Source organism: Ancylobacter crimeensis (genome assembly GCF_023016805.1).
In the GTDB taxonomy this organism is placed as follows: Bacteria; Pseudomonadota; Alphaproteobacteria; order Rhizobiales; family Xanthobacteraceae; genus Ancylobacter; species Ancylobacter crimeensis.
Genome location: NZ_JALKCH010000002.1, coordinates 119,285 through 143,702, shown reverse-complemented (window position 1 = coordinate 143,702; position 24,418 = coordinate 119,285). Strand labels below are relative to the sequence as shown.

19 protein-coding genes are annotated in these 24,418 nt (G+C 68.0%); 5 read left to right on the top strand and 14 right to left on the bottom strand.

What is annotated here, in order from left to right:
• Positions 1 to 107: 107 nt before the first annotated feature.
• From MWN34_RS02800 to MWN34_RS02780, 5 genes are all read right to left on the bottom strand, one after another.
• A complete protein-coding gene (locus tag MWN34_RS02800) occupies positions 108 to 1,319 on the bottom strand; it encodes a M24 family metallopeptidase (RefSeq protein WP_247026273.1) in 1,212 nt (403 codons plus the stop codon).
• Between the two features lie 201 nt (positions 1,320 to 1,520).
• The gene (gene fghA, locus MWN34_RS02795) at positions 1,521 to 2,357 is read right to left on the bottom strand and encodes an S-formylglutathione hydrolase (RefSeq protein ID WP_247026272.1); all 837 of its coding nucleotides are present in this window, start codon (positions 2,355 to 2,357) and stop codon (positions 1,521 to 1,523) included.
• 11 nt (positions 2,358 to 2,368) lie between these two features.
• Positions 2,369 to 3,496, bottom strand: a complete 1,128-nt coding sequence (locus MWN34_RS02790) for an S-(hydroxymethyl)glutathione dehydrogenase/class III alcohol dehydrogenase (RefSeq protein WP_247026271.1) — start codon at positions 3,494 to 3,496, stop codon at positions 2,369 to 2,371.
• Positions 3,497 to 3,530: 34 nt separating this feature from the next.
• Positions 3,531 to 3,836, bottom strand: coding sequence for a metal/formaldehyde-sensitive transcriptional repressor (locus tag MWN34_RS02785; RefSeq protein ID WP_247026270.1), 306 nt, complete (start codon positions 3,834 to 3,836; stop codon positions 3,531 to 3,533).
• Positions 3,837 to 3,970: 134 nt separating this feature from the next.
• The gene (locus tag MWN34_RS02780; RefSeq protein WP_247026269.1) at positions 3,971 to 4,831 is read right to left on the bottom strand and encodes a DMT family transporter; all 861 of its coding nucleotides are present in this window, start codon (positions 4,829 to 4,831) and stop codon (positions 3,971 to 3,973) included.
• Between the two features lie 246 nt (positions 4,832 to 5,077).
• Between MWN34_RS02780 and MWN34_RS02775 the strand changes: the two genes are divergently transcribed.
• Complete coding sequence (locus tag MWN34_RS02775; RefSeq protein ID WP_247026888.1) at positions 5,078 to 6,427, top strand: aminotransferase-like domain-containing protein; 1,350 nt, start codon at positions 5,078 to 5,080, stop codon at positions 6,425 to 6,427.
• Between the two features lie 16 nt (positions 6,428 to 6,443).
• Here the strand turns inward: MWN34_RS02775 and MWN34_RS02770 are convergent, their stop codons facing one another.
• Together MWN34_RS02770 and bcoG are read right to left on the bottom strand one after the other, a co-directional pair.
• Positions 6,444 to 7,976 (bottom strand): carnitine 3-dehydrogenase, encoded by a 1,533-nt coding sequence (locus MWN34_RS02770; protein ID WP_247026886.1) that lies wholly within the window; start codon positions 7,974 to 7,976, stop codon positions 6,444 to 6,446.
• Between the two features lie 44 nt (positions 7,977 to 8,020).
• Positions 8,021 to 8,923 (bottom strand): 3-dehydrocarnitine:acetyl-CoA trimethylamine transferase BcoG, encoded by a 903-nt coding sequence (gene bcoG / locus MWN34_RS02765; protein ID WP_247026268.1) that lies wholly within the window; start codon positions 8,921 to 8,923, stop codon positions 8,021 to 8,023.
• A 147-nt stretch (positions 8,924 to 9,070) separates the two neighbouring features.
• Here bcoG and MWN34_RS02760 point away from each other — a divergent pair, with 147 nt between their 5' ends.
• Positions 9,071 to 10,036: a GlxA family transcriptional regulator gene (locus MWN34_RS02760; protein ID WP_247026267.1), complete on the top strand. Its 966-nt coding sequence runs from the start codon at positions 9,071 to 9,073 to the stop codon at positions 10,034 to 10,036.
• Here the strand turns inward: MWN34_RS02760 and MWN34_RS02755 are convergent, their stop codons facing one another.
• Both MWN34_RS02755 and choX read right to left on the bottom strand, forming a co-directional pair.
• On the bottom strand, positions 10,037 to 12,064 hold the full coding sequence (locus MWN34_RS02755) for an FUSC family protein (RefSeq protein WP_247026266.1): 2,028 nt from the start codon (positions 12,062 to 12,064) through the stop codon (positions 10,037 to 10,039).
• Positions 12,065 to 12,193: 129 nt separating this feature from the next.
• Entirely contained in the window at positions 12,194 to 13,138 is a 945-nt protein-coding gene (choX, locus tag MWN34_RS02750; protein ID WP_247026265.1) for a choline ABC transporter substrate-binding protein, read from the bottom strand.
• A 266-nt stretch (positions 13,139 to 13,404) separates the two neighbouring features.
• Between choX and MWN34_RS02745 the strand changes: the two genes are divergently transcribed.
• On the top strand, positions 13,405 to 13,797 hold the full coding sequence (locus MWN34_RS02745; RefSeq protein WP_247026264.1) for a PRC-barrel domain-containing protein: 393 nt from the start codon (positions 13,405 to 13,407) through the stop codon (positions 13,795 to 13,797).
• A 14-nt stretch (positions 13,798 to 13,811) separates the two neighbouring features.
• On the opposite strand, the gene fhuB is transcribed toward MWN34_RS02745, so the two are convergent.
• The 3 genes from fhuB to MWN34_RS02730 all read right to left on the bottom strand — a co-directional run bounded on the left by fhuB (position 13,812) and on the right by MWN34_RS02730 (position 19,041).
• Positions 13,812 to 15,815, bottom strand: a complete 2,004-nt coding sequence (fhuB, locus tag MWN34_RS02740; protein WP_247026263.1) for a Fe(3+)-hydroxamate ABC transporter permease FhuB — start codon at positions 15,813 to 15,815, stop codon at positions 13,812 to 13,814.
• The gene (locus MWN34_RS02735) at positions 15,808 to 16,695 is read right to left on the bottom strand and encodes an iron-siderophore ABC transporter substrate-binding protein (RefSeq protein ID WP_247026262.1); all 888 of its coding nucleotides are present in this window, start codon (positions 16,693 to 16,695) and stop codon (positions 15,808 to 15,810) included. Before MWN34_RS02735 ends, fhuB begins: the two co-directional genes overlap by 8 nt.
• 99 nt (positions 16,696 to 16,794) lie before the next feature.
• Positions 16,795 to 19,041, bottom strand: coding sequence for a TonB-dependent siderophore receptor (locus MWN34_RS02730; RefSeq protein WP_247026261.1), 2,247 nt, complete (start codon positions 19,039 to 19,041; stop codon positions 16,795 to 16,797).
• 260 nt (positions 19,042 to 19,301) lie between these two features.
• On the opposite strand from MWN34_RS02730, the gene MWN34_RS02725 reads away from it, so the two are divergent.
• Positions 19,302 to 20,165: a helix-turn-helix domain-containing protein gene (locus MWN34_RS02725; RefSeq protein WP_247026884.1), complete on the top strand. Its 864-nt coding sequence runs from the start codon at positions 19,302 to 19,304 to the stop codon at positions 20,163 to 20,165.
• A gap of 176 nt (positions 20,166 to 20,341) precedes the next feature.
• Positions 20,342 to 21,352 (top strand): GGDEF domain-containing protein, encoded by a 1,011-nt coding sequence (locus tag MWN34_RS02720; RefSeq protein ID WP_247026260.1) that lies wholly within the window; start codon positions 20,342 to 20,344, stop codon positions 21,350 to 21,352.
• A 26-nt stretch (positions 21,353 to 21,378) separates the two neighbouring features.
• On the opposite strand, the gene MWN34_RS02715 is transcribed toward MWN34_RS02720, so the two are convergent.
• Both MWN34_RS02715 and MWN34_RS02710 read right to left on the bottom strand, forming a co-directional pair.
• Positions 21,379 to 21,780 carry a hypothetical protein gene (locus MWN34_RS02715; RefSeq protein WP_247026259.1) on the bottom strand — a complete coding sequence of 134 codons (402 nt, stop codon included), beginning with the start codon at positions 21,778 to 21,780 and terminating at the stop codon, positions 21,379 to 21,381.
• The gene (locus MWN34_RS02710) at positions 21,777 to 24,077 is read right to left on the bottom strand and encodes an FdhF/YdeP family oxidoreductase (protein ID WP_247026258.1); all 2,301 of its coding nucleotides are present in this window, start codon (positions 24,075 to 24,077) and stop codon (positions 21,777 to 21,779) included. Before MWN34_RS02710 ends, MWN34_RS02715 begins: the two co-directional genes overlap by 4 nt.
• Between the last annotated feature and the right edge of the window lie 341 nt (positions 24,078 to 24,418).

The following is a 24,418-nucleotide window of genomic DNA, read 5'->3' as shown; positions in this document are numbered from 1 at the left end:
ATAGGTCTGCATGCGGGCAAGCGGCGGGCCCGGAAGCGGAGAGCGCGGAGGTCCTTCCCGATTCCGGGGATCTGCGGCTCCCTGCCGCCCGCCTTCCCGTTCCCGGCTCAGCGGATGACCGGCATGTCGCGGGGCGCCCGTGAGGTCAGAAGGCGCGGCCCGTCGCCGGTCACGACGATGTTCTCCTCATGCACGATCATCTTGCCGGGAGCGTATTCCATGCCGGGCTCGATGGTGAGAACCATGTTCTCGACGATGATCGTGCCGTCGCCCGGGCGATGCGAGGGCGGCTCGGTGAGTTGCAGCCCGAGGCCGTGGCCGAGCCGGCCGACATTGTTGCCGATGGCACCGGCCTCTTCGAGATACGCATTCATCGTGCGCCACACCTCGTCCGTCGTCGCGCCCGGCACGGCGGCGGCGATGCCCGCCTCGGTGGCGAGCCAGAGCGCCTCATGCACCCGCGCCGCCTCGCTCGACAGGGTGCCGATCGCGTAATTGCGGTCGAAGTCGCAGAAATAGCCGTCGAAGGTCGAGCCGGTGTCGATGAAGAGGATGTCGCCCTCCTCGAGAATCCGGTCGCCGGGTCCGCACACGATCTGGTCCACCCCGCCGGGACCGGAGATGGCCGGCATGAAGGGCGTGGAATCCGCACCGCGGCGGGCGATGTCGATGCGCAGCTTGCGCACCGCCTCGCGCTCGCTCTCGCAGACGGAGATGGCGGCGGGCAGCGCCTCATAGGCGTCGCTGGCGATCGCGCAGATATGGGCGATGTGGGCGATCTCGGCGTCCGTCTTGACCAGCCGCATCTCCCAGATCGCCGGCGAGCCGTCCACGATTTCGCGGGACAGGGTGTCGCGCAGGGTGAGAAAGTCGGTCACCGGCATACGCAGGCTCATCTCCCGGCCAAGCTCGGCGCCGATGCGCCCGAACCGGGCGGGAATGGCCTCCAGCGTCGCGCGCAGCAGCGAGATGCCGTCATCCGAAGGGACCGGGGCCGGCCAGCTGCGGACATCGTCCAGCCAGGTGCGCGCCATTTCCGGCGCACCGATCTCGGGCACCACCGCGATCGGCTTGCCCTGCGCCGGCACCACGACGAACCACGGGCGGGTCGGGCTCTCCCAGAATTGGGAATCGAACCCGGTGAAGTAGCGGACATTCGGCGGCGAGGTAACGAACACCGCATCGAGCCAGTGCGCATGGAGGATGCGCTGCGCCCGCGCGAGGCGGTGCTCGAACTCGGCCGGCGTGAAGCCGCGCTGCGGGACGGCGCCTCCGGTCAAAGAAAGGGCACGCATCGGGGGAAAGGTCTGGACCGCCACGCGGGGGCTCTCCTTGCCAACAGGGTACGCCCGGCCACCCCTCCCCGTTCGCCCGCGGGCGCAAACGAAACGGCGGCGAAACCGGCTCTCGTGCTGAGAGATTATTTCGCCGCCGCGCTTATGTCCGCTCATGTTCCGACCATGCGGCGCACGGAAATCTCGCGCCGAGGCCGCCAGTCGAGCGAAGCGCTCGGCAGCTCCTTATGCCGAGAGCCGCCTGGCGTGCCAGGCGAGGTGGTCGGCCATGAAGGTCGAGATGAAGTAGTAGGAGTGGTCGTAGCCTTCGCGCATGTTGAGCGTGAGGGGGATGCCGGCGCGGGCGCAGGCCGCCTCCAGCAGTTCCGGGCGCAGGCCGGTGGTGAGGAACGGGTCGGCCGTGCCCTGATCCACCAGGAATTCCGGGAAGCGCCTGCCATCCGCCATCAGCGCCACCGCGTCATAGGCACGCCAGCTCGCCGGATCGGCGCCGAGGTATTTTTCGAGCGCGGGACGCGACCAGTCGGCGGTGGAGGGCTCGACGATAGGCGCGAAGGCGGAGCAGCTTCTGAAACGGCCCGGATTCTTCAGCGCCATGGTGAGCGCGCCGTGTCCACCCATGGAATGGCCGAAGATGCCCTGCCGGGTCATATCGGCCGGGAATTCGGCGGCGATCAGCCCGGTCAGTTCGTCGAGGATGTAGGACGACATCCGGTAATTGGCCGCATAGGGCGCCTCGGTGGCGTCGAGATAGAAACCCGCGCCCGAGCCGAACTGCCAGTTGTCCGTCTCGTCCGGCACCCCCTCGCCGCGCGGGCTGGTGTCCGGGCACACAATGATGACGCCATGCTCGGCCGCCGCCGCCCGGTACTCGCCCTTCTCCATGACATTGGCATGGGTGCAGGTGAGGCCGGACAGATACCACACGACCGGCACCGGCCCCGCTTCCGCCTGCGGCGGCACGAAGACGGCAAAGGTCATGGCGGTGCCGGTGGCGGCGGAGTCGTGCCTATACACGCCCTGCACGCCGCCATGGGACTTGGCCTTGGAGACGGTTTCCATCGCGCTTGCCCTCAGTAGATCACGACCGAGCGGATCGACTTGCCCTCGTGCATCAGGTCGAAGGCGGTGTTGATCTGGTCGAGTGGCATGGTGTGGGTGATCAGGTCGTCGATGTTGATCTTGCCCTCCATGTACCAGTCCACGATCTTCGGCACGTCGGTGCGCCCGCGCGCGCCGCCGAACGCGCTGCCCCGCCAGTTGCGGCCGGTGACGAGCTGGAACGGGCGGGTGGAGATTTCCGCCCCCGCCGGCGCCACGCCGATGACGATGGAGGTGCCCCAGCCGCGGTGGCAGGCTTCCAGCGCCTGGCGCATCACGTTCACATTGCCAGTGCAGTCGAAGGTGAAGTCGGCGCCGCCATCGGTGAGGTCCTGGATCGCCTGCACCACCTTGTCGTTGCCGACATCCTTGGGGTTGATGAAGTCGGTCATGCCGAACTTCCTCGCCATCTCGACCTTGGCCGGGTTGATGTCGACGCCGATGATCCGATCCGCGCCCACCATGCGGGCACCCTGGATCACGTTGAGGCCGATGCCGCCGAGACCGAACACCACGACATTCGCGCCGGGCCAGACCTTGCCGGTATAGACCACCGCGCCGATGCCGGTGGTGACGCCGCAGCCGATGTAGCAAATCTTGTCGAAGGGCGCGTCCTCGCGGACCTTGGCGAGCGCGATCTCCGGCAGCACGGTGAAGTTGGAGAAGGTCGAGCAGCCCATATAGTGGAAGATCTCCGAGCTTTTCCCACCGATTGCATCGCAGGAGAAGCGGGAGGTGTGGTCCGGCATCAGGCCCTGGCCCTGGGTGGCGCGGATCGAGGTGCACAGGTTCGAGCGCTGCGAGAGGCAGGTCTTGCAGTTGCGACATTCCGGCGTGTAGAGCGGAATGACGTGGTCGCCGACCTTCAGCGAGGTGACGCCGGCGCCGACCTCGCGCACGATGCCCGCGCCCTCATGGCCGAGAATCGCCGGGAACTTGCCCTCCGAATCCAGCCCTTCCAGCGTATAGGCGTCGGTGTGGCACACGCCGGTTGCCATGATCTCGACCAGCACCTCGCCGGGCTTCGGCCCGCCGATCTCGATAGTCTCGATGGTGAGCGGCTTCTTCGCCTCCCAGGCGACGGCAGCGCGGGACTTCATGTCGGTTCTCTCCAGAAAGGGGCAGGATCGGCGGCTATTTCAGATAGGTGCGCAGGATCCTGACGAGTTCGTCCATCTCTTCGGCGGGCGGCACGGTGAAGGCGGGTGTGGCGGTGGCGGCGCTGTCGCTGACGGGCGGCGGACCGAAGGTGTCGCGCAGATGGCTCTCCAGCACCTCGGCCATGAGGCCGCCAGCGGCACCGCGCAGGGCCGCGATCTGCTGTAGCAGAACCGAGCAGGCCGCCCCCGCCTCGATCGCGCGCTCGAGGCCCTCGGCCTGGCCCTTGATGCGGCGAAGGCGCGCCAGAGCGCGCTTCTTGTCATCCGGGGAATGCGGCACGGAACCCTCCGGGCAGCGGCGATCCTATACTCATGGGAGTACCTGATATACTGCCGGGGGTATATGCGCAAGGGCGCGGCAAGGCCTGCGGCAGCATGCCCCGCTGCCGCGACACAAGCGAGACCACGGGCCCTTCAGGCGAAGCGGCGGGCGCCCGCGACGCAGACCACCACGAGCCCGGTCACCGCGACCATCGGCCAGGCAATCGGCTCGCCGAGAAGCAGCGCCGCCAGGGCGAGGCCGAAGAACGGCTGCAGCAGCTGGAGCTGCCCCACGCCGGCGATGCCCCCGCGGGCAAGGCCGCGATACCAGAACACGAAGCCGACCAGCATGGAGAACACCGAGACATAGCCGAGGCCCAGCCACGCCGGCATGCCGATGCCGGTCCATCCTGCGGGGTGAGTCGCCAGCGCCAGCACCGCCATGACCGGCAGAGCCACCACCAGTGCCCAGGAAATGACCTGCCAGCCGCCGAGCCGGCGCGAGAGCTTCGCTCCTTCCGCATAGCCGAGCCCGCACACCAGGATCGCCGCGAGCATCGGCAGGTCGCCGGAGAGCGAGGCGCCCGCGCTGTTCGCCAGCGCGAAGCCGGCCACCGCGCCCGCTCCCACCAGCGAGAACAGCCAGAAGGCCGGCTTCGGCCGTTCCCCGCCGCGCAGCACGCCGAACAGCGCTGTCGCCAGCGGCAGCAGGCCGATGAACACCACCGAATGGGCCGCCGTGATGTGCTGGAGGGCAAAGGCGGTGAGCAGCGGGAAGCCGATCACCACGCCGAAGGCGACGATGACGAGCGAGGGCAGGTCCGAGGTCGCCGGCCGGCGCTGGCGCAGCAGGACAAGCAGCGCCGCGCCGATCAGCCCGGCGATGACGGCACGGGCCGAGGTGAGGAAGAGGGGCGAGAAGCCGCCCACCGCGAGCCGTGTCGCCGGCAGCGAGCCGCTGAAGATCACCACGCCGAGCAGCCCGCTGCCCCAGCCATCCATTCCCTCGCGCATGACATTCCTCCTGACGCAGCACCCGCGATAGCGCGGCTTGCGCGCAAGCGACAGAAACGCTTCCATACGGTTGGGCCAAACAGTATGGGCCTGATGACCCATACAGTTTCGAAAAACATCAACGCCGGAGAACGGGGCGCAGCCATGACGGAACGCGCGAGCGACGATGCCTTCCCGGCGCCGCCAATGCCGGGCGAAGGTGAACACGCATCCGCGCCGCCCGCGGCAACCCGCACCGAGGCCGTGATGGCGGTCATCCGCCGGCGGGTTGCGAGCCGCGGCCTCGCGGCGGGCGAGAAGCTGCCTTCGATCCGCGCGCTCGCGCGGCAGATGCAGGTGTCGCCCTCCACGGTGGTGGAGGCCTATGACCGGCTGGTGGCGGAAGGGCTGGTGCGCGCCCGCCCCGGCTCCGGCTTCTATGTCGCCGGCTTCGCCCCGGCGGCGCTGCATGCCGAGCCGGCCCCGCCGCGCGACCGCGCCATCGACCCCTTCTGGGTATCGCGCCAGTCGCTCGACGCCGCGCCCGGCACGCTTCGGCCCGGCTGCGGCTGGCTGCCGCCGGACTGGATGCCGGCGCCGGTGATCCGCCGCGCCCTGCGCACGCTGGCGCGGGCCGAGCCCGGTGTGCTGGCCGACTACGGCGCAACGCGGGGGTCGCCGGCGTTGCGCGCCCTCATCGCCCGGCGCAGCGTGGCGGATGGGATCGAGATCGGCGCCGAGCAGGTGCTGCTCACCTCCTCGGGCACGCAGGCGGTCGACCTGGTCTGCCGGCTGCTGCTTGAGCCGGGCGACACGGTGCTGGTCGACGATCCCTGCTACTTCAACTTCCTCGCGACGCTGCGCACCCACCGGATGCAGCTCGTCAGCGTGCCCTACAGCCCGACCGGACCGGACCTCGACGCCTTTGCCGAGGCGCTCGCCCGCCACCGGCCACGGCTCTATCTGACCAATACCGCGCTCCACAACCCGACCGGCGCGACGCTCGCGCCCGCCGTCGCGCACCGCCTGCTATCTCTGGCGGCCGCGCATCACCTGACCATCGTGGAGGATGAAATCTTCGCCGATTTCGAGCCGGATCCTACCCCGCGCCTCGCCGCGCTGGACGGGCTGGCGCGGGTGATCCGTATCGGCAGCTTTTCGAAGACGCTCTCGGCCTCGATCCGCTGCGGCTATGTCGTGGCGCGACCCGACATCGTCGAGCGCCTGATCGACCTGCAGGTGGCGACCCAGTTCGGCGGACCGGGTCCGATGGCCGCGGAGATCGTTGCCACCACGCTCGCCGATGGTTGCTATCGCCGGCACCTCGCCGAATTGCGCACGCGGCTGGCCCGTCAGCGGCAGGACGTCGCCGCAAGGCTTGGAACGCTCGGCATCGTGCCATGGACGGTGCCGCGCGGCGGCTTCTATCTGTGGTGTCGCCTGCCGGGGCAGCGGGACGCCGCCGACGTGGCGCGGGCCGCCTTGCGGGAGGGCGTGGTGCTGGCGCCCGGCAATGTGTTCAGCCTGGCGCAGTCGGCCACTGGCCTGATGCGCTTCAACGTGGCGCAGATGAACGATGCGGCGTTCCGCGTGCTGCGGAACGCCCTCGATGGATAAAGCGCCCTCGCGGCCCTCACGCCGCGGCGGTTTCCTTGCGTCGGGCCGGGATGCCTCCCGCTCCCGCCGGCGGCTCGAGCCGGGCGTGTGCCAGCGCGATCGGCCGCAGGCGTGCCATGACCGGCTCGGGTGACGGACTCGCCCGCCCGGCCTTGGTGTCGACATGAAGCATCATCTGTTCCGCGGTCGCGATCTCGCGGCGCTCCGGGCCGGCGAACAACCGGTAGAAGACATGCAGACGCTTGTCGTCCACGGCGATGATCTGGCAGGTGGAGCGCAGTTCCTCGCCAAGCTTGCCTTCGTCGAGATGCCGCAGATGCGTCTCGACCGTATAGTAGCTATGGCCGGCCTGGACATAAGCGATGTCCACCCCGATGAGGCGCAGCAGCGCGTCGGTGGTGTCGCCGAACACCTGCAGATAGCGGTGCTCCGTCATGTGCCCGTTATAGTCGACCCAGGCCGGTGAAACCCTCGTTTCCACCAACTCCAGCGGCGCGGTGATGTCGAGCGCCGGCGCCGGCGCGACCTGCGCGGCAAGGCGCGCCTCGAAGTCGCCGAGCAGCTTGCCTGCACCCCAGCCCCTGTCGCCATGCCCGGTCTTGAGCGCCTGCAGGATGCCGACGAGATTCTCGTCGCGGATGCGCTCCAGCTCGCGGATGGAGAGGCCCGCCGCCTGTTCATCGGACTGGGCGCCAATCTTCTCGACCAGGGCGTCGTCGAGGTCGACCACATCGGTCAGCTTCGTCCACGGCCATTGCAGGCAGGGCCCGAACTGGGCGAGGAAATGGCGCATCCCGGCCTCGCCGCCGGCGATGCGATAGGTCTGGAACAGGCCCATCTGCGCCCAGCGCAGGCCGAAGGAATAGCGGATCACGTCATCGAGCGTCTCGACGTCGCAAATGTCGTCCTTGATGAGCCACAGCGCCTCGCGCCACAGCGCCTCCAGCAGCCGGTCGCCGACAAAGGCCTCGATCTCGCGAGCGATCACGACCCCTTTCATGCCGATCGCATCGAGCACCGCCTTGGCCCGCGCAATGGTGGCCGGCGCGGTCGCCCTGCCGCCGACGATCTCGACCAGCGGGAGCAGATAGACCGGGTTGTAGGGATGGGCGACGAAGAGGCGCTCCGGGTGAGTGAGCGTCGTCTGCAGCTCGGAGGGCAGCAGGCCCGAGGTGGAGGAACCGATCAGGGCCTGCGCCGGACAGGTCGCGTCGATCTCCCCGAGCACGCGCTGCTTGAGATCGAGGCGCTCCGGCACGCTCTCCTGCACCCACTCGGCATCCCGCACCGCTTCTTCCAGCGTCGCGCAGAAGGTGAGCCGGCCGCGCGGGGGCAGCGGCACGCTGGTGAGCAGGCCATAGGCACGCTCCGCATTGGCCAGCACCTCGCCGACGATGCGCTGGGCATCCGGGTGCGGATCGAAGACCTTCACATCGATGCCGGCGAGCAGGAAGCGTGCGATCCAGCCGCCGCCGATGACGCCGCCGCCGATGCAGGCGGCCCGCGTGATCGGGGCGAAGGCCGTGGTCGAAGCGGTCGTGTGGGTCATGGCGTCGGATGTCCCGTTCGTTGTTCCGTTCATGGCCCCGCTCCTCAACGCTTCACCAGCTTCAGCTTCTCGCGGACCTCGGCCGGGCCGATGATGCGCGCACCCATGTTCGTCACCACGGTCGCGGCCTTCTCGACGAGCTGGGCGTTGGTCGCGAGCTGGCCCTTGCCGGCATAGAGGTTATCCTCCAGTCCGACGCGGACATTGCCGCCCGCCAGCACCGCCGCCGCGGGATAGGCCATCGCGTTGCGGCCGATGGAGAAGGCGGAGAAGGTCCAGCTCGCCGGCACGTTGTTGACCATCGCCATGAAGGTGTTGAGGTCGTCCGGCGCGCCCCACGGAATGCCCATGCACAGCTGGATCAGCACCGGGTCCTCGATCAGCCCCTCCTCGGCGAGCTGCTTGGCGAACCAGAGGTGCCCGGTGTCGAAGGCCTCGATCTCCGGGCGCACGCCGAGCGCCGTCATCTGCCGCGCCATCTCGCGTAGCATGGAGGGCGTGTTGGTCATGACGTAATCGCCGAGATTGAAGTTCATCGTGCCGCAATCGAGCGTGCAGATCTCCGGCAGGCACTCGGCCACATGGGCGACGCGCTCGGTGGCGCCCGCCATGTCGGTGCCGGCCGGATTCACCGGGAACGGTGCCTCGACCGAACCGAAGACGAGGTCGCCGCCCATGCCGGCGGTGAGGTTCAGCACCACGTCGACTTCGGCCGAGCGGATGCGGTCCGTCACTTCGCGGAACAGGTCGCGACGGCGCGAGGCGGCGCCGGTCTTCGGATCGCGCACATGGCAGTGCACCACGGCGGCGCCGGCCTTCGCGGCATCGATCGCTGATTCCGCGATCTGCTGCGGCGTGATCGGCACATGCGGCGAGCGTCCCGTGGTGTCCCCCGCCCCCGTGACGGCGCAGGTGATGAAGACGTCCCGGTTCATCGACAAAGGCATGGAGGCTCTCCCAGGTGGATGAGGAGAGCTTGACGGCAAAGCGGAAGCGTGACGTCACTTTTTACGAAGCTGCTTTTTCATTTCACGAAGCACCCTTCACAACCCTTTCCGACGCGCGGAAACGACCCGCAGACGAGGCCCGCCGCGATGATCTTCGCCCATTCCGACGCGCCGCTCGACGTCACGCTGCTGCTCTTTCCAGGGTTGTCGCTGCTCTCGCTGGCCGCCACGCTCGACCCCCTGCGCGGCGCCAACCGCATTCTCGGCCGCCCGGCCTATCGCTGGAAGCTGGTGTCGATGGACGGGGGCATGCCGATGGCGAGCTGCGGCCTGCCGATCCCGGTGGACGGCACCTTCGATCCTTCCGCCCGGCAGGACGTGCTCATCGTCATCGCCGCCTTCGAAGCGTCGAGCTATGCGACGCCGAAGATCCTGCGGGCGATAAAGGCGGGCGCGCGGCGGTCGGCGGTGACGGGGGGTATCGAATCCGGCTCATGGCTGCTGGGCTTTGCCGGCCTGCTCGACGGAAGGCGCGCCACCACCCATTGGGAAGACCTCGAGGACTTCGCCGCCCGCTTCCCGCAGGCCGACGTGCACCCGGACCGCTTCGTGGTGGATGAACCGATCTTCACCACCGGCGGGGCAACCCCCGCGCTCGACTGCATGCTGTCGATGATCCGGGCCCGCAACGGCTATTCCACCGCGCTCGATGTGGCCAGCCTCTACATCTATGAGGAGGTGCGCACGGGCTCCGACGTGCAGCCCATCGTCTCGCTGGGCCGCATCCGCCAGCATGAACCGCGCATCGCGGAGGCGATCCGCATGATGGAAACCCATATCGACCGCCCGCTCACCATCGCCGCCATCGCCCGCCGGGTCGGGATATCGACCCGGGCGCTGGAGACGCTGTTCCTCAAGATCGTCGAGGTGTCGCCGGGCGCCTATTACGTCGCGCTGCGGCTCAATGCGGCGCGGCGGCTGGTGCTGGACACCCATCTTCCCATTGCCGACATCGCCGAGCGCACCGGATTTTCCGCCATCGCCTCGCTGTCGCGCGCCTTCCGCCGGCAGTTCGGCACCCCGCCCTCGGCGGCGCGGCGCGGCCGGCGCTGATCAGGGGGCGAGGCTGCGCGGGCGGGCCGACACGGCGTCGGACATGTCCTGAAGCAGCACGATGCCGCGGATCAACGCCGGCCGCGCGATGCTGCCGGGATCGTGCAGGGAAGGGTCGATAAGGGCGGCGCCGAGCCGGTCGGCTGCGCGCCGGGCCGCCTCCGCCATGCCCGGCCCGTCGCGGGCGCCGAGCCGCCGGAGCACAGGGTCCATGGCGTCCCGAAGCGTCGGCACCTGCCGGGCCAGCCCGGCGAGGGCAAGGACGGCCTGGCCGATGGTCAGCGCGGCGATCATGTCCCGCAGATTGGCCTCCACCTCCTCTTCCGGCAGACCGCGGTCGGCGGCGGCCTGAAGGCGCAGGCGATCCGCCATGCGGCTCAGCCAATGCTCGGTCGTAAAGCGCGCGGGGTTGCGGCCGATGCGGGCAAGGTCGCGCCGCGCCGCCGCGCGCAGCCGCGCCCGCTGAGCCGCCGGATCGGCCGGAAACAGCACCATGAACACCACGATGCCAAAGCCGACGCCCATGAGCAGCGCCACCGCGCCGTTGAAGAAGGCGGCGGGATCGGGCCGGCTGCTGTTGTCCGGGCCGATCAGGTCGAGGAACAGGAAGGCGAAGCTGGTGGCCGGCGCCGCGGTGCCGGGATGGCGCATGGCAAGTCCCGTTCCGACCATGAAAACGGCGATGACGCTCGCCAGTTCGGCGAAGGTCGTCATGTGCGGCAGGATCGCGAAATTGCACAGCGCCGCGGCGCAGACCGCCGCGCAGCCCCCCTTGAGAAACCCCATGCCGCCGCCCACCGGATCGGGCCGCGTTGCATAGAGAGCGCAGATGACGCTCAATATCACCACGAAGGTCGGCCCCGACGACCATGCCGTCACGATCCAGAACAGGGAGCCGAGCGCCACGCCGACAAAGGCGCGAATGCCATTATGGAGCGCGGCGAGATGATCGACGTGGAAGGAAAAGCTCAGCCGCGAGGCCGGCGCGTTCTCGTCGCCGAATAGCCGGTAGCGGACGATGCCCTCGTGCAGCCCGCCCAGCAGCCCGGCCAGCCGGTCGAGGACGAAGAGCCTCTGCCGGGAATGCGGTTCGCACGCGGCTTCCAGCGCCAGCGCTTCCTCCACCCGCCCGCGCAGCGACAAGGCGGCCGGCGCGACGTCAAGGGTGCGCGAGGCGGCGGCGAGCAGGTCGGCGGTCTCCCCGGCCAGCGGCTCGGCATGGTCGGTCGCATGGCTCACCCGCTGCATCCTGAGCGACTGCGCCGCGGCGAGCTGCGTCATGGCGGCGATGCTGGCCCCGCGCAGATGACCGAAGCGCCGGCGCACCGTCGCCGAGGCCGCGGCGGCATATTCGGCGGCGACATCGAGGTCCAGCGCATTGGCAAAGAGGCGCTGGAAGGCGGCGGTGTTCACCTCGTCCTGCACGGCCCGCGCGCAGATCTCCGCGGTGCGGCGCAGATAGGCGTCGAGCCGCGCCTGAACTTCGGCCAGCGGAGAGCCCGGGGCGAGAACGGTGGTGAAGACGCTCTCGGTGAGGATGCCGAGGCCGATATAGATCACCCGCGCCACCGCGATGTCGAACACGTCCTGTGGACGAGCGACCGCGTCGAAGGCGATGATCGCGGCAGTGTAGCCGGCGAGCACCGCGCCATAGGAGCGGAAATTGCGCAGCCCGGTCGAGACCGCCGTGCACAGGCCGAGCCAGCCGGCCATGGCCGGGATGAACAGGCCCGGCGACTGGGCGAACAGGGCGATCAGCGTCACCGCCACCACTGCGCCGACAAGCGTGCCGAGGATCCGGTACCGGCTCTTCGCCAGACTCATGCCGCGACTGTTCTGGGCGACCACCCAGACGGTCATCGCCGCCCATTTCGGGTCTTCGAGATCCAGCCGGAACGCAATGTAGAGCGCGACCAGCGATGCGGCCGTGGTGCGCAGAGCGAAGCCGAGGGCGGCCCAGGTGATGCTGTCCGGCAGAAGGCGCAACCACCAGAGGGGGCGCTGCGGGTTAACCGAATCGAGGCTCATCCGGCACCGTCAGCCTGCGAAGCGGATTCCTGTCGTCTCAATCCCTAGCGCGGTGTCCCGGACGGCACAATGCCGGCCGGGACACCGCAGATGCGGGACACGCGAACCCGTTCGAGCGAGCGGCTCGCCTCAGAGACCAAGCCCGCTCTTCACTGCGTCGATGCCAGGCTTGCCGTCGAGGGTCGTGACGCCCTCCAGCCAGACCGCGACGCGGGCGGGGTTTTCCTTCATCCACGCCTTCACGGCCGCCTCGGGCTGCATGCCCTTGTCGAGGATGTCGCTCATCAGCCGGTCTTCCATCGGCACATCGAAGACAAGGTTGGAGAGGAAATGCGCGACATTCGGGCAGTCCTTGGCATAGCCGGGCCGGGTGAGGGTCAGCACCGTGGCACCGCCATCATTCGGGCCGAACACGTCATTGCCGTTTTCCAGATAGGCGATGGGCAGGTTGACGTTCATCGGGTGCGGACGCCAGCCGAAGAACACCACCGGCTCGTTGCGCTTTATGCGGCTCGCCACCTGCGAGAGCATCGCCTGCTCGCTGGACTCGACCAGCGTCATGGTTCCGAGGCCGAACGTGTTGTCGGCGATCATCTTGGAAATGGTGCTGTTCGCGCTCGATCCGGCCTCGATCCCGTAGATCTTGCCGCCGAGCTGGTCCTTGAACTTCGCAATGTCGGCATAGGTCTTCAGCCCGGCATCACGGGCGGCCTTGGAGGTGGCGAAGCCGATCTTGGCGTCCTTGAGATTGGTCGCCGCGACCTCGATCTTGCCGGCCTTCACCAGCGGCACCTGCGTCGGCTCCTGCAGCGGCATCCAGTTGCCGAGGAAGATGTCGCGGTCGCCGTTCTCCAGCGTCTTGAAGGTGATAGCCACGGACAGCAGCGCGATGTCGGGCTTGTAGCCGAGCGCGGTGAGGATCTGGCCCGCCATGGCGGTGGTGGCGGTGATGTCGGTCCAGCCGACATCGGAGAAGCGCGGCTTGGCGCAGGTAGCGGACTCCGCGGCATAGACGGGCGAGGCGACGAGTGCGGCCGCAAGACCGGCGCAGGCAAGGAGATGGCGTACAATCATGGCTGTTTCCCTCGGTTCACGGTCTGCCGCTGGCGCGGGCGCCGCAGGAGGAAGCGTACGCTCGCCCTACCCTCCTGCTTGACCTGTTATGAAGCGTAAATAACCGAATGCGCAGGACCGGAAACGGATCCTTCCGGTGTCCCGTCCGCCGGAAGGACCCGCCGCAGCCCGTGCGGATCGGAGCACCATCGGGGAACAGCGGCGCGCGCCTCGCGTTCACTTCCCAGCTCAGGCGCCGTCCGCGCACCCTTTCGTGGGAGAACCCCATGCGTGCTCTTCTTCTCGGCCTTGCTGCCACGGCGCTGCTCGCCCTGCCCGCAAGCGCGCAGATCGCGGCTCCCGACATCGCCGGCGTCTCCGTCGCGCAGTCGGACGCAATGGCGTCGAACCTCATCGGACTGGACATCCACAATGCCGCCAATGAGGATGTCGGCGAGATCAAGGATCTCGTGCTCGATAGCTCGCTGAAGGTGAAGGGCCTCGTGCTCTCGGTCGGCGGGTTCCTTGGGCTGGGTGACCGTTATGTCGTCGTGCCCTCCGACGCGTTGAACATGCGTTTCGATGCCAACGCCAAGAAATGGATCGGCACCACGGCCCTCAGCCGCGACCAGATCAAGGGGCTGCCGGCCTTCACATATGAGGGCAAGTTCGACAATTGACGCGCAAGGAGCCGTCAGGACTGCGGATCCGGCGCGCGGCTCAGCAGCCAGGCCAGATAGGGTGCACCGGCAAGGGCGGCGAAAAGACCGGTCGGCACCTGATAGGGAAACACCACGATCCGCGACAACCAATCTGCGCCGATCAGCAGCGCCGCGCCGATCAGAAGCGTCGCGCCCAGTTGCGTGCCGATCCGCGCGAAGCCCATCAGCCGGGCCATATGCGGCGCCATCAGGCCGACCAGGCTGAGAGGCCCGACCACGAAGGAGGCGAGTGCGGTCAACGCCGCAGCCAGCAGCGCGAGCACCAGCCGCACCGGCGCGAGTGGCAGGCCGAGCGCGCGGCTTGCTGCGGCGCCGAGCGGCAGCACGGTCATCCAGCGCGTGAGCAAAGTGAGCGGAGCGATGAGAACCGCGCCGCCCAATGCCACCGCGACCGCCTCGGCCGGGCCGACATTTGCGGTCGAGCCGGACATCCAGACGAGCAGCAGATAGGCCGCCATGCCGCCGCCGGCGAGTACGATGGACAGGAGCGCCATGGCGAAGGAGCCGGCAGCGAGGCCGGCCAGCAGCAGCCGTTCCGGGCCGAAACCGGTGCGTGCCGAGACCAGCAGCATGATCGCCACCACGATGAACGCGCCGGTGATCATGCCTGCCATGACGAGCATGCCAGCACCGGCGCCGGCCAGCAGCGCCGCCGCGAGCCCGACGCCGCCGCCCGCGCTAACACCCAGCACCTCGGGCCCCGCCATCGGATTTCCGGTCAGGCGCTGCAGCACCAGGCCCGCCGCCGCCAGCATGGCACCGGCCGCCCCGGCGGCGAGCAGGCGCGGCGCGCGCATCGGGAAAAGCTCGATGAAATCGGCACCCACCGCGAGATGCCAGCCCTCGCCGCTGCGCCCCACGGTGAGCCCGACGATGGCAAGCAGCACGACGAGACCGGCGAGCGCGCACAGCATCCGGGTAGGCCGCGCCCGCCGCTGGGTGACGGCAAGTCCCGCCGCGGGGCGGATCCGGTCACGCCCCTTCAGCCGCGGCAGCAACAGGAGCAGCAGCGGGCCGCCGATCAGCGCGGTCGCCGCGCCGGTGGGGGCGAGGTCATGGCCGGGCGCGTCGAAAAGGGCGCCGGCGATCTGCACGAGGCTGTCCGTCGCCGACAGGATGAGCGCGCCGGCAAGCGGGGCGGCAACGAGCATATGCCGCATCGTCCGCGCCCCCGACAGCCGGGCAAGGGCAGGCGCGGCCAGCCCGATGAAGCCGATAACCCCGACCTCCGCCGTCACCCCGGCGGCGAGCCACACCGCTATGGCGATGCCGGCAACGCGCACGCCCATAACGCCGACACCGAGGCTGCGGGCGCCGCGATCGTCGAGCCCCAGCACCGCCAGCGGCCGGAGGAGGAGCGCCGCAGCCAGCATTGCGGGCACGAGGCGCAGCGCGAGATGTGCGGTGCCGCCCCAGCCCTGCTGATTGAGCGCGCCCGCTCCCCAGATGAATAGCGACATGACGTAGTCGCCGCCGGCAAGGATCAGCGTCGCGCCGAGCGCCCCCGCGGCCAGCGCGACCATCATGCCCGAAATGACGAGCGTGACCGGGTCCAGCTCGCGCTTCCAGCCGAGCATCAGCACCAGCGCCGCAGCCCCCGCGCCGCCGGCGAAGGCCAGTGCCTCGCGCCCGGCGATCAGGAGGCCGGGCAGCAACGTCTCGCCGAGCACGAGGGCGAGCTGGGCGCCCGCGGCGATTCCGAGAGTGGAGGGATCGGCGATCGGGTTGCGCAGCACGGCCTGCAGCAGGGCGCCGGAAAGGCCGAGCGAGGCTCCGGCGATCAGCGCGATGACGGCGCGGGGCAGAGCCACTTGCCAGAGCAGCACCTCATCCAGCCCCGGCAGATGCGGACGCAAGGCGAGGCTGGCGGCGAGCATTCCGCCCACCAGCAGCAGCGCGGCGGGCAAGACCGCGGTGGGCAAGACCGCGCCTGGCAGTGCCGCTCCTGTTCCGGGCAGGTGACGAAGGTCAGCCACGGGCGGACATCCGCGCGGCACACAGCGCCTCGACCAGAAGCCGGGCGAACCGCAGGGAGGACGGGATGGCGCCGAACGGATCGACCGGCGGCAGCCAGAGCACACGTCCGGCCCGCACCGGCGGCAGGTCCTGCCAGAACGGGCTGGCATCGAGCCGCGCCCGGATGTCCGGTGCAGTGGGACCGATGATCGCCAGCGACGCGGTTCCGTAGCCGGCGAGCGACTCGATGCCGAGCGGGGCGGCGGCGGAATAGCGGGTCGACCCGGGCGACGCATTGACGAGGCCGAGCCGAGGCAACGCCTCGCCGATCATGCTGTCGAAGCCGAAGCTGCGATAGTGCCCGGTATCTCCCAGATTGATCGGCAGCACCGTCTCTCCCGGCATGCCAAGCTGCGCTCTCAGCCCGCTGAACGCCGCCTCGACGCTGTCGAGGTAGCTTTCGGCCGCCTCGGCACGGCCGAGCCGCGCGGCGACGGCGCGCGTCATCGCCTCCATCGGCGCCCAAGGCGCCTGTCCGGGCAGATAAAGCGTGAAGCTCTCCACCGGCGCGATGGCGGCAAGACGCGGCCCCAGAGCGGCGTAGAAATTCGAATTGAAGATCAGCCTGGGCCGCGCCAGCAGCAGCGTTTCGAGATTGGGCAGGCCACGCAGGCCGAGATCGGCAATTCCAGCCGGCAGCGCCTCCCCCGCAATGGCGCGGAACTGCACCAATTCTGCCGCGGCAACGGGGGGAGCGCCGAGCGCGAGCAGCGTCTCGAGGATCGCCCAGTCGAGCGTCGCGACGCGCGTGGACGGGGCCGCTCGACCGCGAGGCGCCGCAGCCATCGCCACGCCGGCGGCGAGCAAAAGACGGCGGCTGAGCGTCCCTCCCCGCCTCACGCGCACCCTCCCCGGCCAGGTGCGGGCACGGCACGACGCCGGAGGTGATCCGACGTCGTGACGATGGAGGCGGCGGGCGTGTCGTGCATCAGGGAGGGTTCACCACTTGTAGTGGGCCGACAGGGTGATGGTCCGCCGGTCGCCATAGCCGCAGGTCGAGATGCCCTGGCAGCCGGAGACATAGAGCTTGTCGAACACGTTGTTGACGTTGAGGGCCACGCCCCAGCGGTCGCGCTCGTAACGAATGGCGGCATCGAACAGCGTCACGTCGGGCACCTTCAGCGTGTTTTCGTCGTCCACCCAGCTCGAACCGATATAGCGCACGCCGCCGCCGACGCTGAAGCCGGTGAGCGGGCCGGTGTCGAACTTGTAGTCCGCCCAGGCCGAGGCCATGGTCTTCGGCACCAGCATGGGCTCATTGCCGATGATCGCGGTGTCGGTGTCCTTGGTGATCTCCATGTCGAGCGCCGTGAAGGTGCCGATCAGGCGGAGATTGCGGGTGATGTTCGCCTTGGCCTCCAGCTCGAAGCCGGAGGAACGCACCTCGCCGAGCTGGGTGCTGAAGAAGATGTTGTTGACATCCGGCACGGTGACGTTCTGCCGGGTGATCTGGAACACCGATGCGGTGATCAGCGCGTCGAGGCCAATCGGCTGGATCTTCACGCCGGCTTCGTACTGGTAGCCCTCTTCCGGCTTGAAGCCGGTATTGGTGGCGTTCACCCCGACCACGGGATTGAAGAAGCTTGCCACCGCGACATAGGGCGTGACGCCGTTGGCGAACTCATAGCCGAGGCCGGCGCGGCCGGTGGCGGCGGTATCGTCCATCTTGTAGTTCGGCGAAAAGGTGAGGGTGGCCGGGCTTTCGGACCTGGTGTTCACATAGTCGTAGCGGCCGTTGAGCGTCAGGATCCAGCCATCGCCGAAACGCATCTGGTCCTGCAGATAAGCGCCGAGCTGCTGCTGGGTCAGGGTCTGGTCGAGATAGACGAAGGTCGGCCCCTGCGGCACGCCGAAGACCGGGTTGTTGGCGCTGATAGGCGTGCCGCCGCCGGAAGCCTGCCAGTTGTCGAGCTTGTAGAGTGTGTAGTCGGTGCCGATGACCACCTTGTGGGCAACCGGGCCAGTGTCGAATTCATGTTCCACCCGGTTGTCGGTGGCGAAGCTGTTGACGTAGCTCTTGCCCTCGAAGCCGATGCGGTAGAGCAGATTGTCGGGCGTCACCGGCAGGGCGAGGCCGCCATAGCCGGTCGAGGGGTCGTAATAGCCGTAGGGATAGGGCCCGATCTCGCGCTTGTTCAGATAGCCGTAGCGGGCGCTGGAGCTGAACTTCCAGTCGTTCTCGAACAGATGCGAGAACTCGTAGCCCACCATGGTCTGGGTGTAGCGGCTGTTGTCGAGGCTAGGCTCGCCGAAATAGGCGTCGCTGCGGATTCGGCCGAAGGGGGCATCCTTCACCGTGCCGTAGTAAGGCAGGAAGCTGCCGCCGACATTGACCTGGTCCAGCGCAGCGATCTGCGCATAGACGGTCAGCTCGGTTTCCTTCGACGGGCGATAGGTGATCTGCGGCATCACCACGCCGCGGAAGTCGTGGCTTTCGTCCGTGTACTGGTCGCCACCGGCGATGCGACCGGTGACGCGGACCATCCAGGTGGGGTCGGAGGCAACCGGCGCCTTGGTGGCAAGGCCGCCGTGAAGCGGATCGGCGGCACCGAACACCTGATTGATGTCGAAGGCGAAATAAGCATTACCGAAATTGTTGACGCCGATCTCGGCATAGCCGGAATTCGTATCCTGCGGGCGCTTGCGCACGAGATTGACGAGGCCGCCCGGGCTCGACCCGCCATAGAGCACGGAGGCCGGGCCCTTCAGCACCTCGACACGCTCCAGCATGAACGGATCGACCTGGAAGCCGCCGAAGGCATAGCTGTAGAGAGACAGATTATCGAGGAAGATGCCGGTCTGCGTGGCGTTGAAGCCGCGGATGTAGAACCAGTCGGTGTCCGGGTCGGGACCGCCGAAGGGCTCGGCCCGGACACCGGCTGTGTAGCGCAGCGCCTCGTCGACCTTCAGCGCCTTGCGGTCGTCGATTTCGTTGCGGCCGATCACCGACACCGACTGCGGAATCTCGGTGACCGGCACGTCCGACTTCATGCCGGTTGAGGTGGCGGTGGCGACATAGCCGTTGACCGGGCTGGTCCCCGCATCGCCCTGAGTCTCGACCGAAACGGCATCGAGGTCGACGCTGGCTCCGGTCTGCGCCTGCTGGGCGATCGCCACGCCCGTCAGGGGTAGCGTCGCTCCGAGGGCAGTGCTCAGCAGCAGCAACGTGAATGGCGCGCGATACATTGCAATGATTCCAAATAAGATCCGCCCGGCACGCACTCCTCAGAGATATTCAAAGGTAGAACCCCGATATTACCTCAGATGTGCATGACATCTGTTAGCAATCACCGTTTCCCGATGATTGTTCTGCCTTGTCAAACCTTGTATGTTTTTGGCTCATCGCATCCGGCGAAAGGCAGAAAGATACACAGTGTTGCCGATGCGCCATGCATCCGCGGCAACACATGCGGCAGGGAGGCGATCGCGTGGGCTTCATTCCCAACATGACCGCACGGCGCGAGGGCATCTCGGTGCTGAATGACGGGCACCGCCGGATGTGGGGCGGGGTGTTCGTGGAGCTTTGGGAGGCCGAAGGCGGTCTCGGTTCGCGCGGCGAATATGTCTCGGCCAATCCGCGCCTCTTCGTCCTGCTCGACCAGTCCGGCGGCGAATTCGAACTGCGGCTCGCGCCGAACGAGGCGAACCTTGGCAAGCGTCATGCGCCCCGGCAGATCAGCTTCATCCCGGCCGGCGTGCCGCTCTGGTCGCGCTTCACCCGGCCGACTTATCTGCGGCATCTCGACGTGCATTTCGATCTCGACATGTTGCGCACCCGTCTCGCCGAGGATTTCGCGCCGGAACCGTTCGAGACGCCACGGCTGATGTTCACCGATGAGCGGCTGCTGACCCTTGCCGGCCTCATCGCGGCCGAATGCCAGAACCCGCAGACGCTCCACGATCTCTATGGCGACAGCCTCGCCACCGCGCTGCTGGTGGATTTCGTGCGCTCCTCAGGCCGCGACCAGCGCCGGCGCACGCCCCTCGCCACACGGCAGCTGCGCCGGGTCGTCGACTACATCGAGGAAAACTGCCTGCGGAGCATCCGCCTGCAGGAGCTTGCCGACCTCGCCGGACTTTCGCCGAGCTATTTCAGCCACGCCTTCAAGGCGGCGACCGGCCTGCCGCCACACCAATGGCAGACCAATGCGCGGCTTCGGCGCGCGCAGGAACTGTTGCGCGCCAGCGCGCTCTCATTGCCGGACATCGCCGCCGCCACCGGCTTCTGCGACCAGGCCCACCTCACCCGCGCCTTCCGCCAGAATCTCGGCACCACGCCGGCCGCGTGGCGTCGCGAACTCAGAAGCTGACCACACAGACATCATCGACGGGACATCAGCGCTCAGGTGCCCTAACGCGCCCAGCCATGCATTTCGCGCAATCGCCCCATCCCGCCACGTCTTGCCTCCTCCCACTGCGTCTTGCCTCCATCCGGCAAGCACGTCCATCCTGTCGCCAGTCTGTGACGCCTGACGGAGAGCACCTGATGTGGATGCCGGAACCGCCCTCGAACGAATCCGCAAGGCTCGAGGTGTTGGCGGCCTGTCAGATCATGGATACCCCGGCGGACGAGCGTTTCGAGCGGCTGACGCGTCTGGCGAGCCGCGTATATGACGCCGACCTCGCTTTCATCGGACTGGTCGATGAACACTCCCAGTGGATGAAGTCCATCACCCGTGACGACTTCCCGCCGACGGTGGAGCGCAGGAACACGGTGTGCAATCTCATCATCCAGACCGGAAAGCCGCTGGTGATCGGCGACCTGCGGAGCGATCCGCGGCTGCAGGGACACCCGATCGCCGGCCAGATCGCGTTCCGCTTCTATGCGGGCGTGCCGGTGATGATCGAGCCCGATCTGGCCATCGGTTCGCTGTGCATCCTTCGCCGCGAACCGGGAAAGGGGGAGACGTTCGACCTCGGCCCGCTCGTGGATCTCGGGGCGATCACCTCGGACACCGTGGAGGGCTGGCGCACGGCGCAGCAGATGCGGGAGCGTGCCGATCAGGACGCGCTGACCGGCCTCGCCAATCGCGGGCGCTTCGACAGCGAGCTGAGCCGTGCGATCCGCCGGGCTAACCGCACCGGCGCGCCGCTCTCGCTGCTCCTGATCGACCTCGACCAGTTCAAGCTGGTCAACGATCTCGCCGGCCACCAGGCGGGCGATGCAACCCTGCGGACGGTCGGCACCCTGCTGCCGCGGCTTGTGCGGCGACCCTATGACCTTGCCTGCCGTTTCGGTGGAGAAGAGTTTGCGATCATCCTGCCCGACACCGATTCGGCGGGCGCGCTCGCCGTGGCCGCGCTGATCCGCGCCGCGCTCGCCGAAGCCGCCCTGCCCCATCCCGCACGGCCCTATGTCACCGCAAGCGTCGGGGTCGCGACGCTGCAGGGCGATGACATTCGCCCGGAGACGCTGATCCGGCAGGCCGATATGGGCCTTTACGCCGCCAAGCGTGAGGGCCGCGACCGCACCGTCCATTTCAAAACGCTGGGCTGACGCAGGCCCACGAACGCCAAGCGCGCCTAACCCGCCTTGCTGAGGGTCGGCGCGTCCATGAGACCGATCTGCGCCAGCATGTGCCGACCGAGATCGGAGAGGCGCAGATGACTGCGCATGCTGCGCTCCTGCCTCTGCTCGACAACCACGAGGCCCAGCCCATCCTCAAGATCGCTCGCCGCCCGCAGAACCAGCGCGTGGGCGATGCCGAACAGCCGGGCGAAGGCGCGGGTGTCGCGCGCTATGCCGTAGGCAAGCGCCAGCAGCACGCCGGCGTCGAGCGGGCTCAGCTGCGGCTCGCGGTCAACGAGGAATGCGACGTCCTCCATCAGGCTATCGGGATCCGGCACCGCCGGCGCGGCGACGGCCTCGACGGGACAGGCCTCGACGCGGGCCGGCCCGGTGACGGACGGTTCAAGCGCGCTCATGCCGCCCTCGCCCGAAAAGTCACCATGACCGACTTGGAGAGCGGGGTGTCGCTGCCCTCGCCGGCCTTGTTGAAAGGCACAACCGCATTGAGTTCCGGGTAATAGCCGGCGACACAGCCGCGCGGGATATCGTAGGCGACGAGGCGGAAATCCTCGGCGATGCGGTTGCGCCCGTCATGGTCGGTGCCGACGACGTCCACCCGCGCATTCGGCGTGGCGCCGAGTTCGGCGATGTCCTCGGGGTTGGCGAACACCACGCGGCGTTCGCCATAGACGCCGCGATAGCGGTCGTCGAGGCCATAGATGGTGGTGTTGTACTGATCGTGACTGCGGAAGGTCTGCAGCACGAAGGCACCCTTCTGCCCGCGCACCTGCTGGTGCTCGACCGCCTCAGGCAGCGGAGCGTCGGAGAACTCCGCACGGCCCGACCGTGTGTTCCACTCGCGCTCCGCGGCAGCGTTGCGCAGCCGGAAACCCCGGGGGCGACGGACACGGACGTTGAAATCCTCGAAGCCCGGAATCACTCGCGCGATGCGGTCGCGGATCAGATCGTAATCATCCGCCATGGCGAGCCAGTCGACCTTCGTCGAGCCGAGGGTCGCGGCGGCGATGCCGGCGATGATCTGGATCTCCGAACGCAGGGTAACGGCGGCGGGACGATTGATGCCGCCCGAGCCGTGGACCATGCTCATCGAATCCTCGACGGTCACGATCTGCGGCCGCTTGCGTGAATTGCGGTCGATTTCCGTGCGGCCGAGGCAGGGCAGCAGGTAGGCAACCGCGCCGGGCGCCATATGGCCGAGATTGGGCTTGGTCGCGATCTGCACGGTGAGCCGGCACCGTTCCAGCGCGTCGTGGACGAGCTGAGTATCGGGGGTGGCGCGGACGAAATTGCCGCCGAGCCCGATGAAGGCCTTGGACCGGCCTTCCACCATCGCATGGATGGCGTGGAGCACATTGTGCCCCGGCGCGCGCGGCAGGGTCACGTCGAACTCACGCTCCAGCGCGGCGATGAACCACTCCGGCGCGTTCTCGTTGATGCCCACCGTGCGGTCGCCTTGCACGTTGGAATGGCCCCGCACCGGGCACAGGCCCGCACCCGGGCGGCCGATATGGCCACGCAGCAGCAGGAAGTTGGTGATCTCACGCACGGTCGCCACCGAATGGCGGTGCTGGGTGACGCCCATCGCCCAGGTCGCGATCACGCGCTCGGCGCCGAGATAGACATCGGCGAGCGTCTCGATCTCGGTGCGCGTCAGGCCCGACTGGTCCTCGATCCGTTCCCAGGAGGTCGCCTCCACCTCGGCCCGCCAGGCATCGAGGCCGACCGTGTGCTCGGCGATGAAGGCAGTGTCGAGCAGGCTCGGCCGGCCGGCGGCACGCGCCTCGGCATCGCGGGCGAACACCACTTTCGCGGCACCGCGGATGGCGGCCATGTCCCCGCCCAGCTTGGGCTGGAAATAGTGGCTGGCGATGGCGGTGGAGCCGCCACGCATCATCTCGATCTTGGACTGCGGGTCGGCAAAACGCTCCAGCCCGCGTTCGCGGATCGGGTTGAGCACAGCCACGCGGGCACCGCGCATCGCGGCCCGCCGCAGGTCGCCCAGCATACGCGGATGGTTGGTGCCGGGGTTCTGGCCAATCACGATGATGGCGTCGGCGTGCTCGAAATCTTCCAGCAGAACGGTGCCCTTGCCGACACCGACCGACTGCATGAGGCCGAGCCCGCTCGCCTCGTGGCACATATTGGAGCAGTCCGGGAAATTGTTGGTCCCGAACATGCGCACGAAGAGCTGATAGAGGAACGCGGCCTCGTTGCTGGCCCGGCCGGAGGTGTAGAACTCGGCTTCGTTCGGATCGGCGAGCGCGTTCAGCTCGGCGGCGATGCCCGCAAAGGCCTCCTCCCAGCTGACGGCGCGATAGCGGTCGCTGGCGCGGTCATAGACCATCGGCTCAGTGAGGCGGCCGACATTCTCGAGCGCGTAGTCGCTCCAGCCCCGCAGCTCGCTCACCGTATGGGCGGCGAAGAAAGCAGGGGTGGCGCGCCGCTCGGTCGATTCCCACGCGACCGCCTTCACCCCGTTCTCGCAGAACTCGAAGGACGAGCCATGCTCCGGGTCGCCCCAGGCACAGCCCGGGCAGTCGAATCCGTCGGGCTGGTTCGCCTTCAGCAGCGTGCGCGCGCCGGTGAGGGCGGAGCCACTGGCGAGAAGGTGCTTACCGCAACTGCGAAGAGCACCCCAGCCACCGGCGGCGTGTGATTTCTTCAGATGCAGCGACGTCTCATCAATCGACATTTTCGATCATTCGAGCTGTGGCCACGGGAGCGGAATGTCCTTGGCGCATTGATCCCTGTCAAAGGAACTAGGCAGAATGCCACTGAATTTCAACACGAAAATTCGCATAGCTCGAACGTTTGATATGAAATGGTTCCATTTCGACCGCGGGATCGCGCCTGAAAGGTGCGTCAGACCGCCACATCATTTTGATCGTTTTTTTCTATTGATTGATCCATGTTTTTTCGCGGTCGCGAAGGACGTTACGGAAGCTCCACTGTTGCGATGCGACAAACGCTTCGGCGACGTGACGTCGCTCAGGGGATACCCCTTTGGGGTGATTTGCAGGGAAGGGTCGCGCA

Bases quoted from the DNA above. Each gene is read 5' to 3' on its own strand.
- bcoG (WP_247026268.1), bottom strand. From the start codon at position 8,923: ATGCCTTTGTCGATGAACCGGGACGTCTTCATCACCTGCGCCGTCACG.
- MWN34_RS02710 (WP_247026258.1), bottom strand. From the start codon at position 24,077: ATGTCGATTGATGAGACGTCGCTGCATCTGAAGAAATCACACGCCGCC.
- MWN34_RS02720 (WP_247026260.1), top strand. From the start codon at position 20,342: ATGTGGATGCCGGAACCGCCCTCGAACGAATCCGCAAGGCTCGAGGTG.
- MWN34_RS02715 (WP_247026259.1), bottom strand. From the start codon at position 21,780: ATGAGCGCGCTTGAACCGTCCGTCACCGGGCCGGCCCGCGTCGAGGCC.
- choX (WP_247026265.1), bottom strand. From the start codon at position 13,138: ATGATTGTACGCCATCTCCTTGCCTGCGCCGGTCTTGCGGCCGCACTC.
- MWN34_RS02775 (WP_247026888.1), top strand. From the start codon at position 5,078: ATGGCGGTCATCCGCCGGCGGGTTGCGAGCCGCGGCCTCGCGGCGGGC.
- MWN34_RS02760 (WP_247026267.1), top strand. From the start codon at position 9,071: ATGATCTTCGCCCATTCCGACGCGCCGCTCGACGTCACGCTGCTGCTC.
- MWN34_RS02790 (WP_247026271.1), bottom strand. From the start codon at position 3,496: ATGAAGTCCCGCGCTGCCGTCGCCTGGGAGGCGAAGAAGCCGCTCACC.
- fghA (WP_247026272.1), bottom strand. From the start codon at position 2,357: ATGGAAACCGTCTCCAAGGCCAAGTCCCATGGCGGCGTGCAGGGCGTG.
- MWN34_RS02770 (WP_247026886.1), bottom strand. From the start codon at position 7,976: ATGACCCACACGACCGCTTCGACCACGGCCTTCGCCCCGATCACGCGG.
- MWN34_RS02755 (WP_247026266.1), bottom strand. From the start codon at position 12,064: ATGAGCCTCGATTCGGTTAACCCGCAGCGCCCCCTCTGGTGGTTGCGC.
- MWN34_RS02725 (WP_247026884.1), top strand. From the start codon at position 19,302: ATGACCGCACGGCGCGAGGGCATCTCGGTGCTGAATGACGGGCACCGC.
- MWN34_RS02780 (WP_247026269.1), bottom strand. From the start codon at position 4,831: ATGCGCGAGGGAATGGATGGCTGGGGCAGCGGGCTGCTCGGCGTGGTG.
- MWN34_RS02730 (WP_247026261.1), bottom strand. From the start codon at position 19,041: ATGTATCGCGCGCCATTCACGTTGCTGCTGCTGAGCACTGCCCTCGGA.
- MWN34_RS02745 (WP_247026264.1), top strand. From the start codon at position 13,405: ATGCGTGCTCTTCTTCTCGGCCTTGCTGCCACGGCGCTGCTCGCCCTG.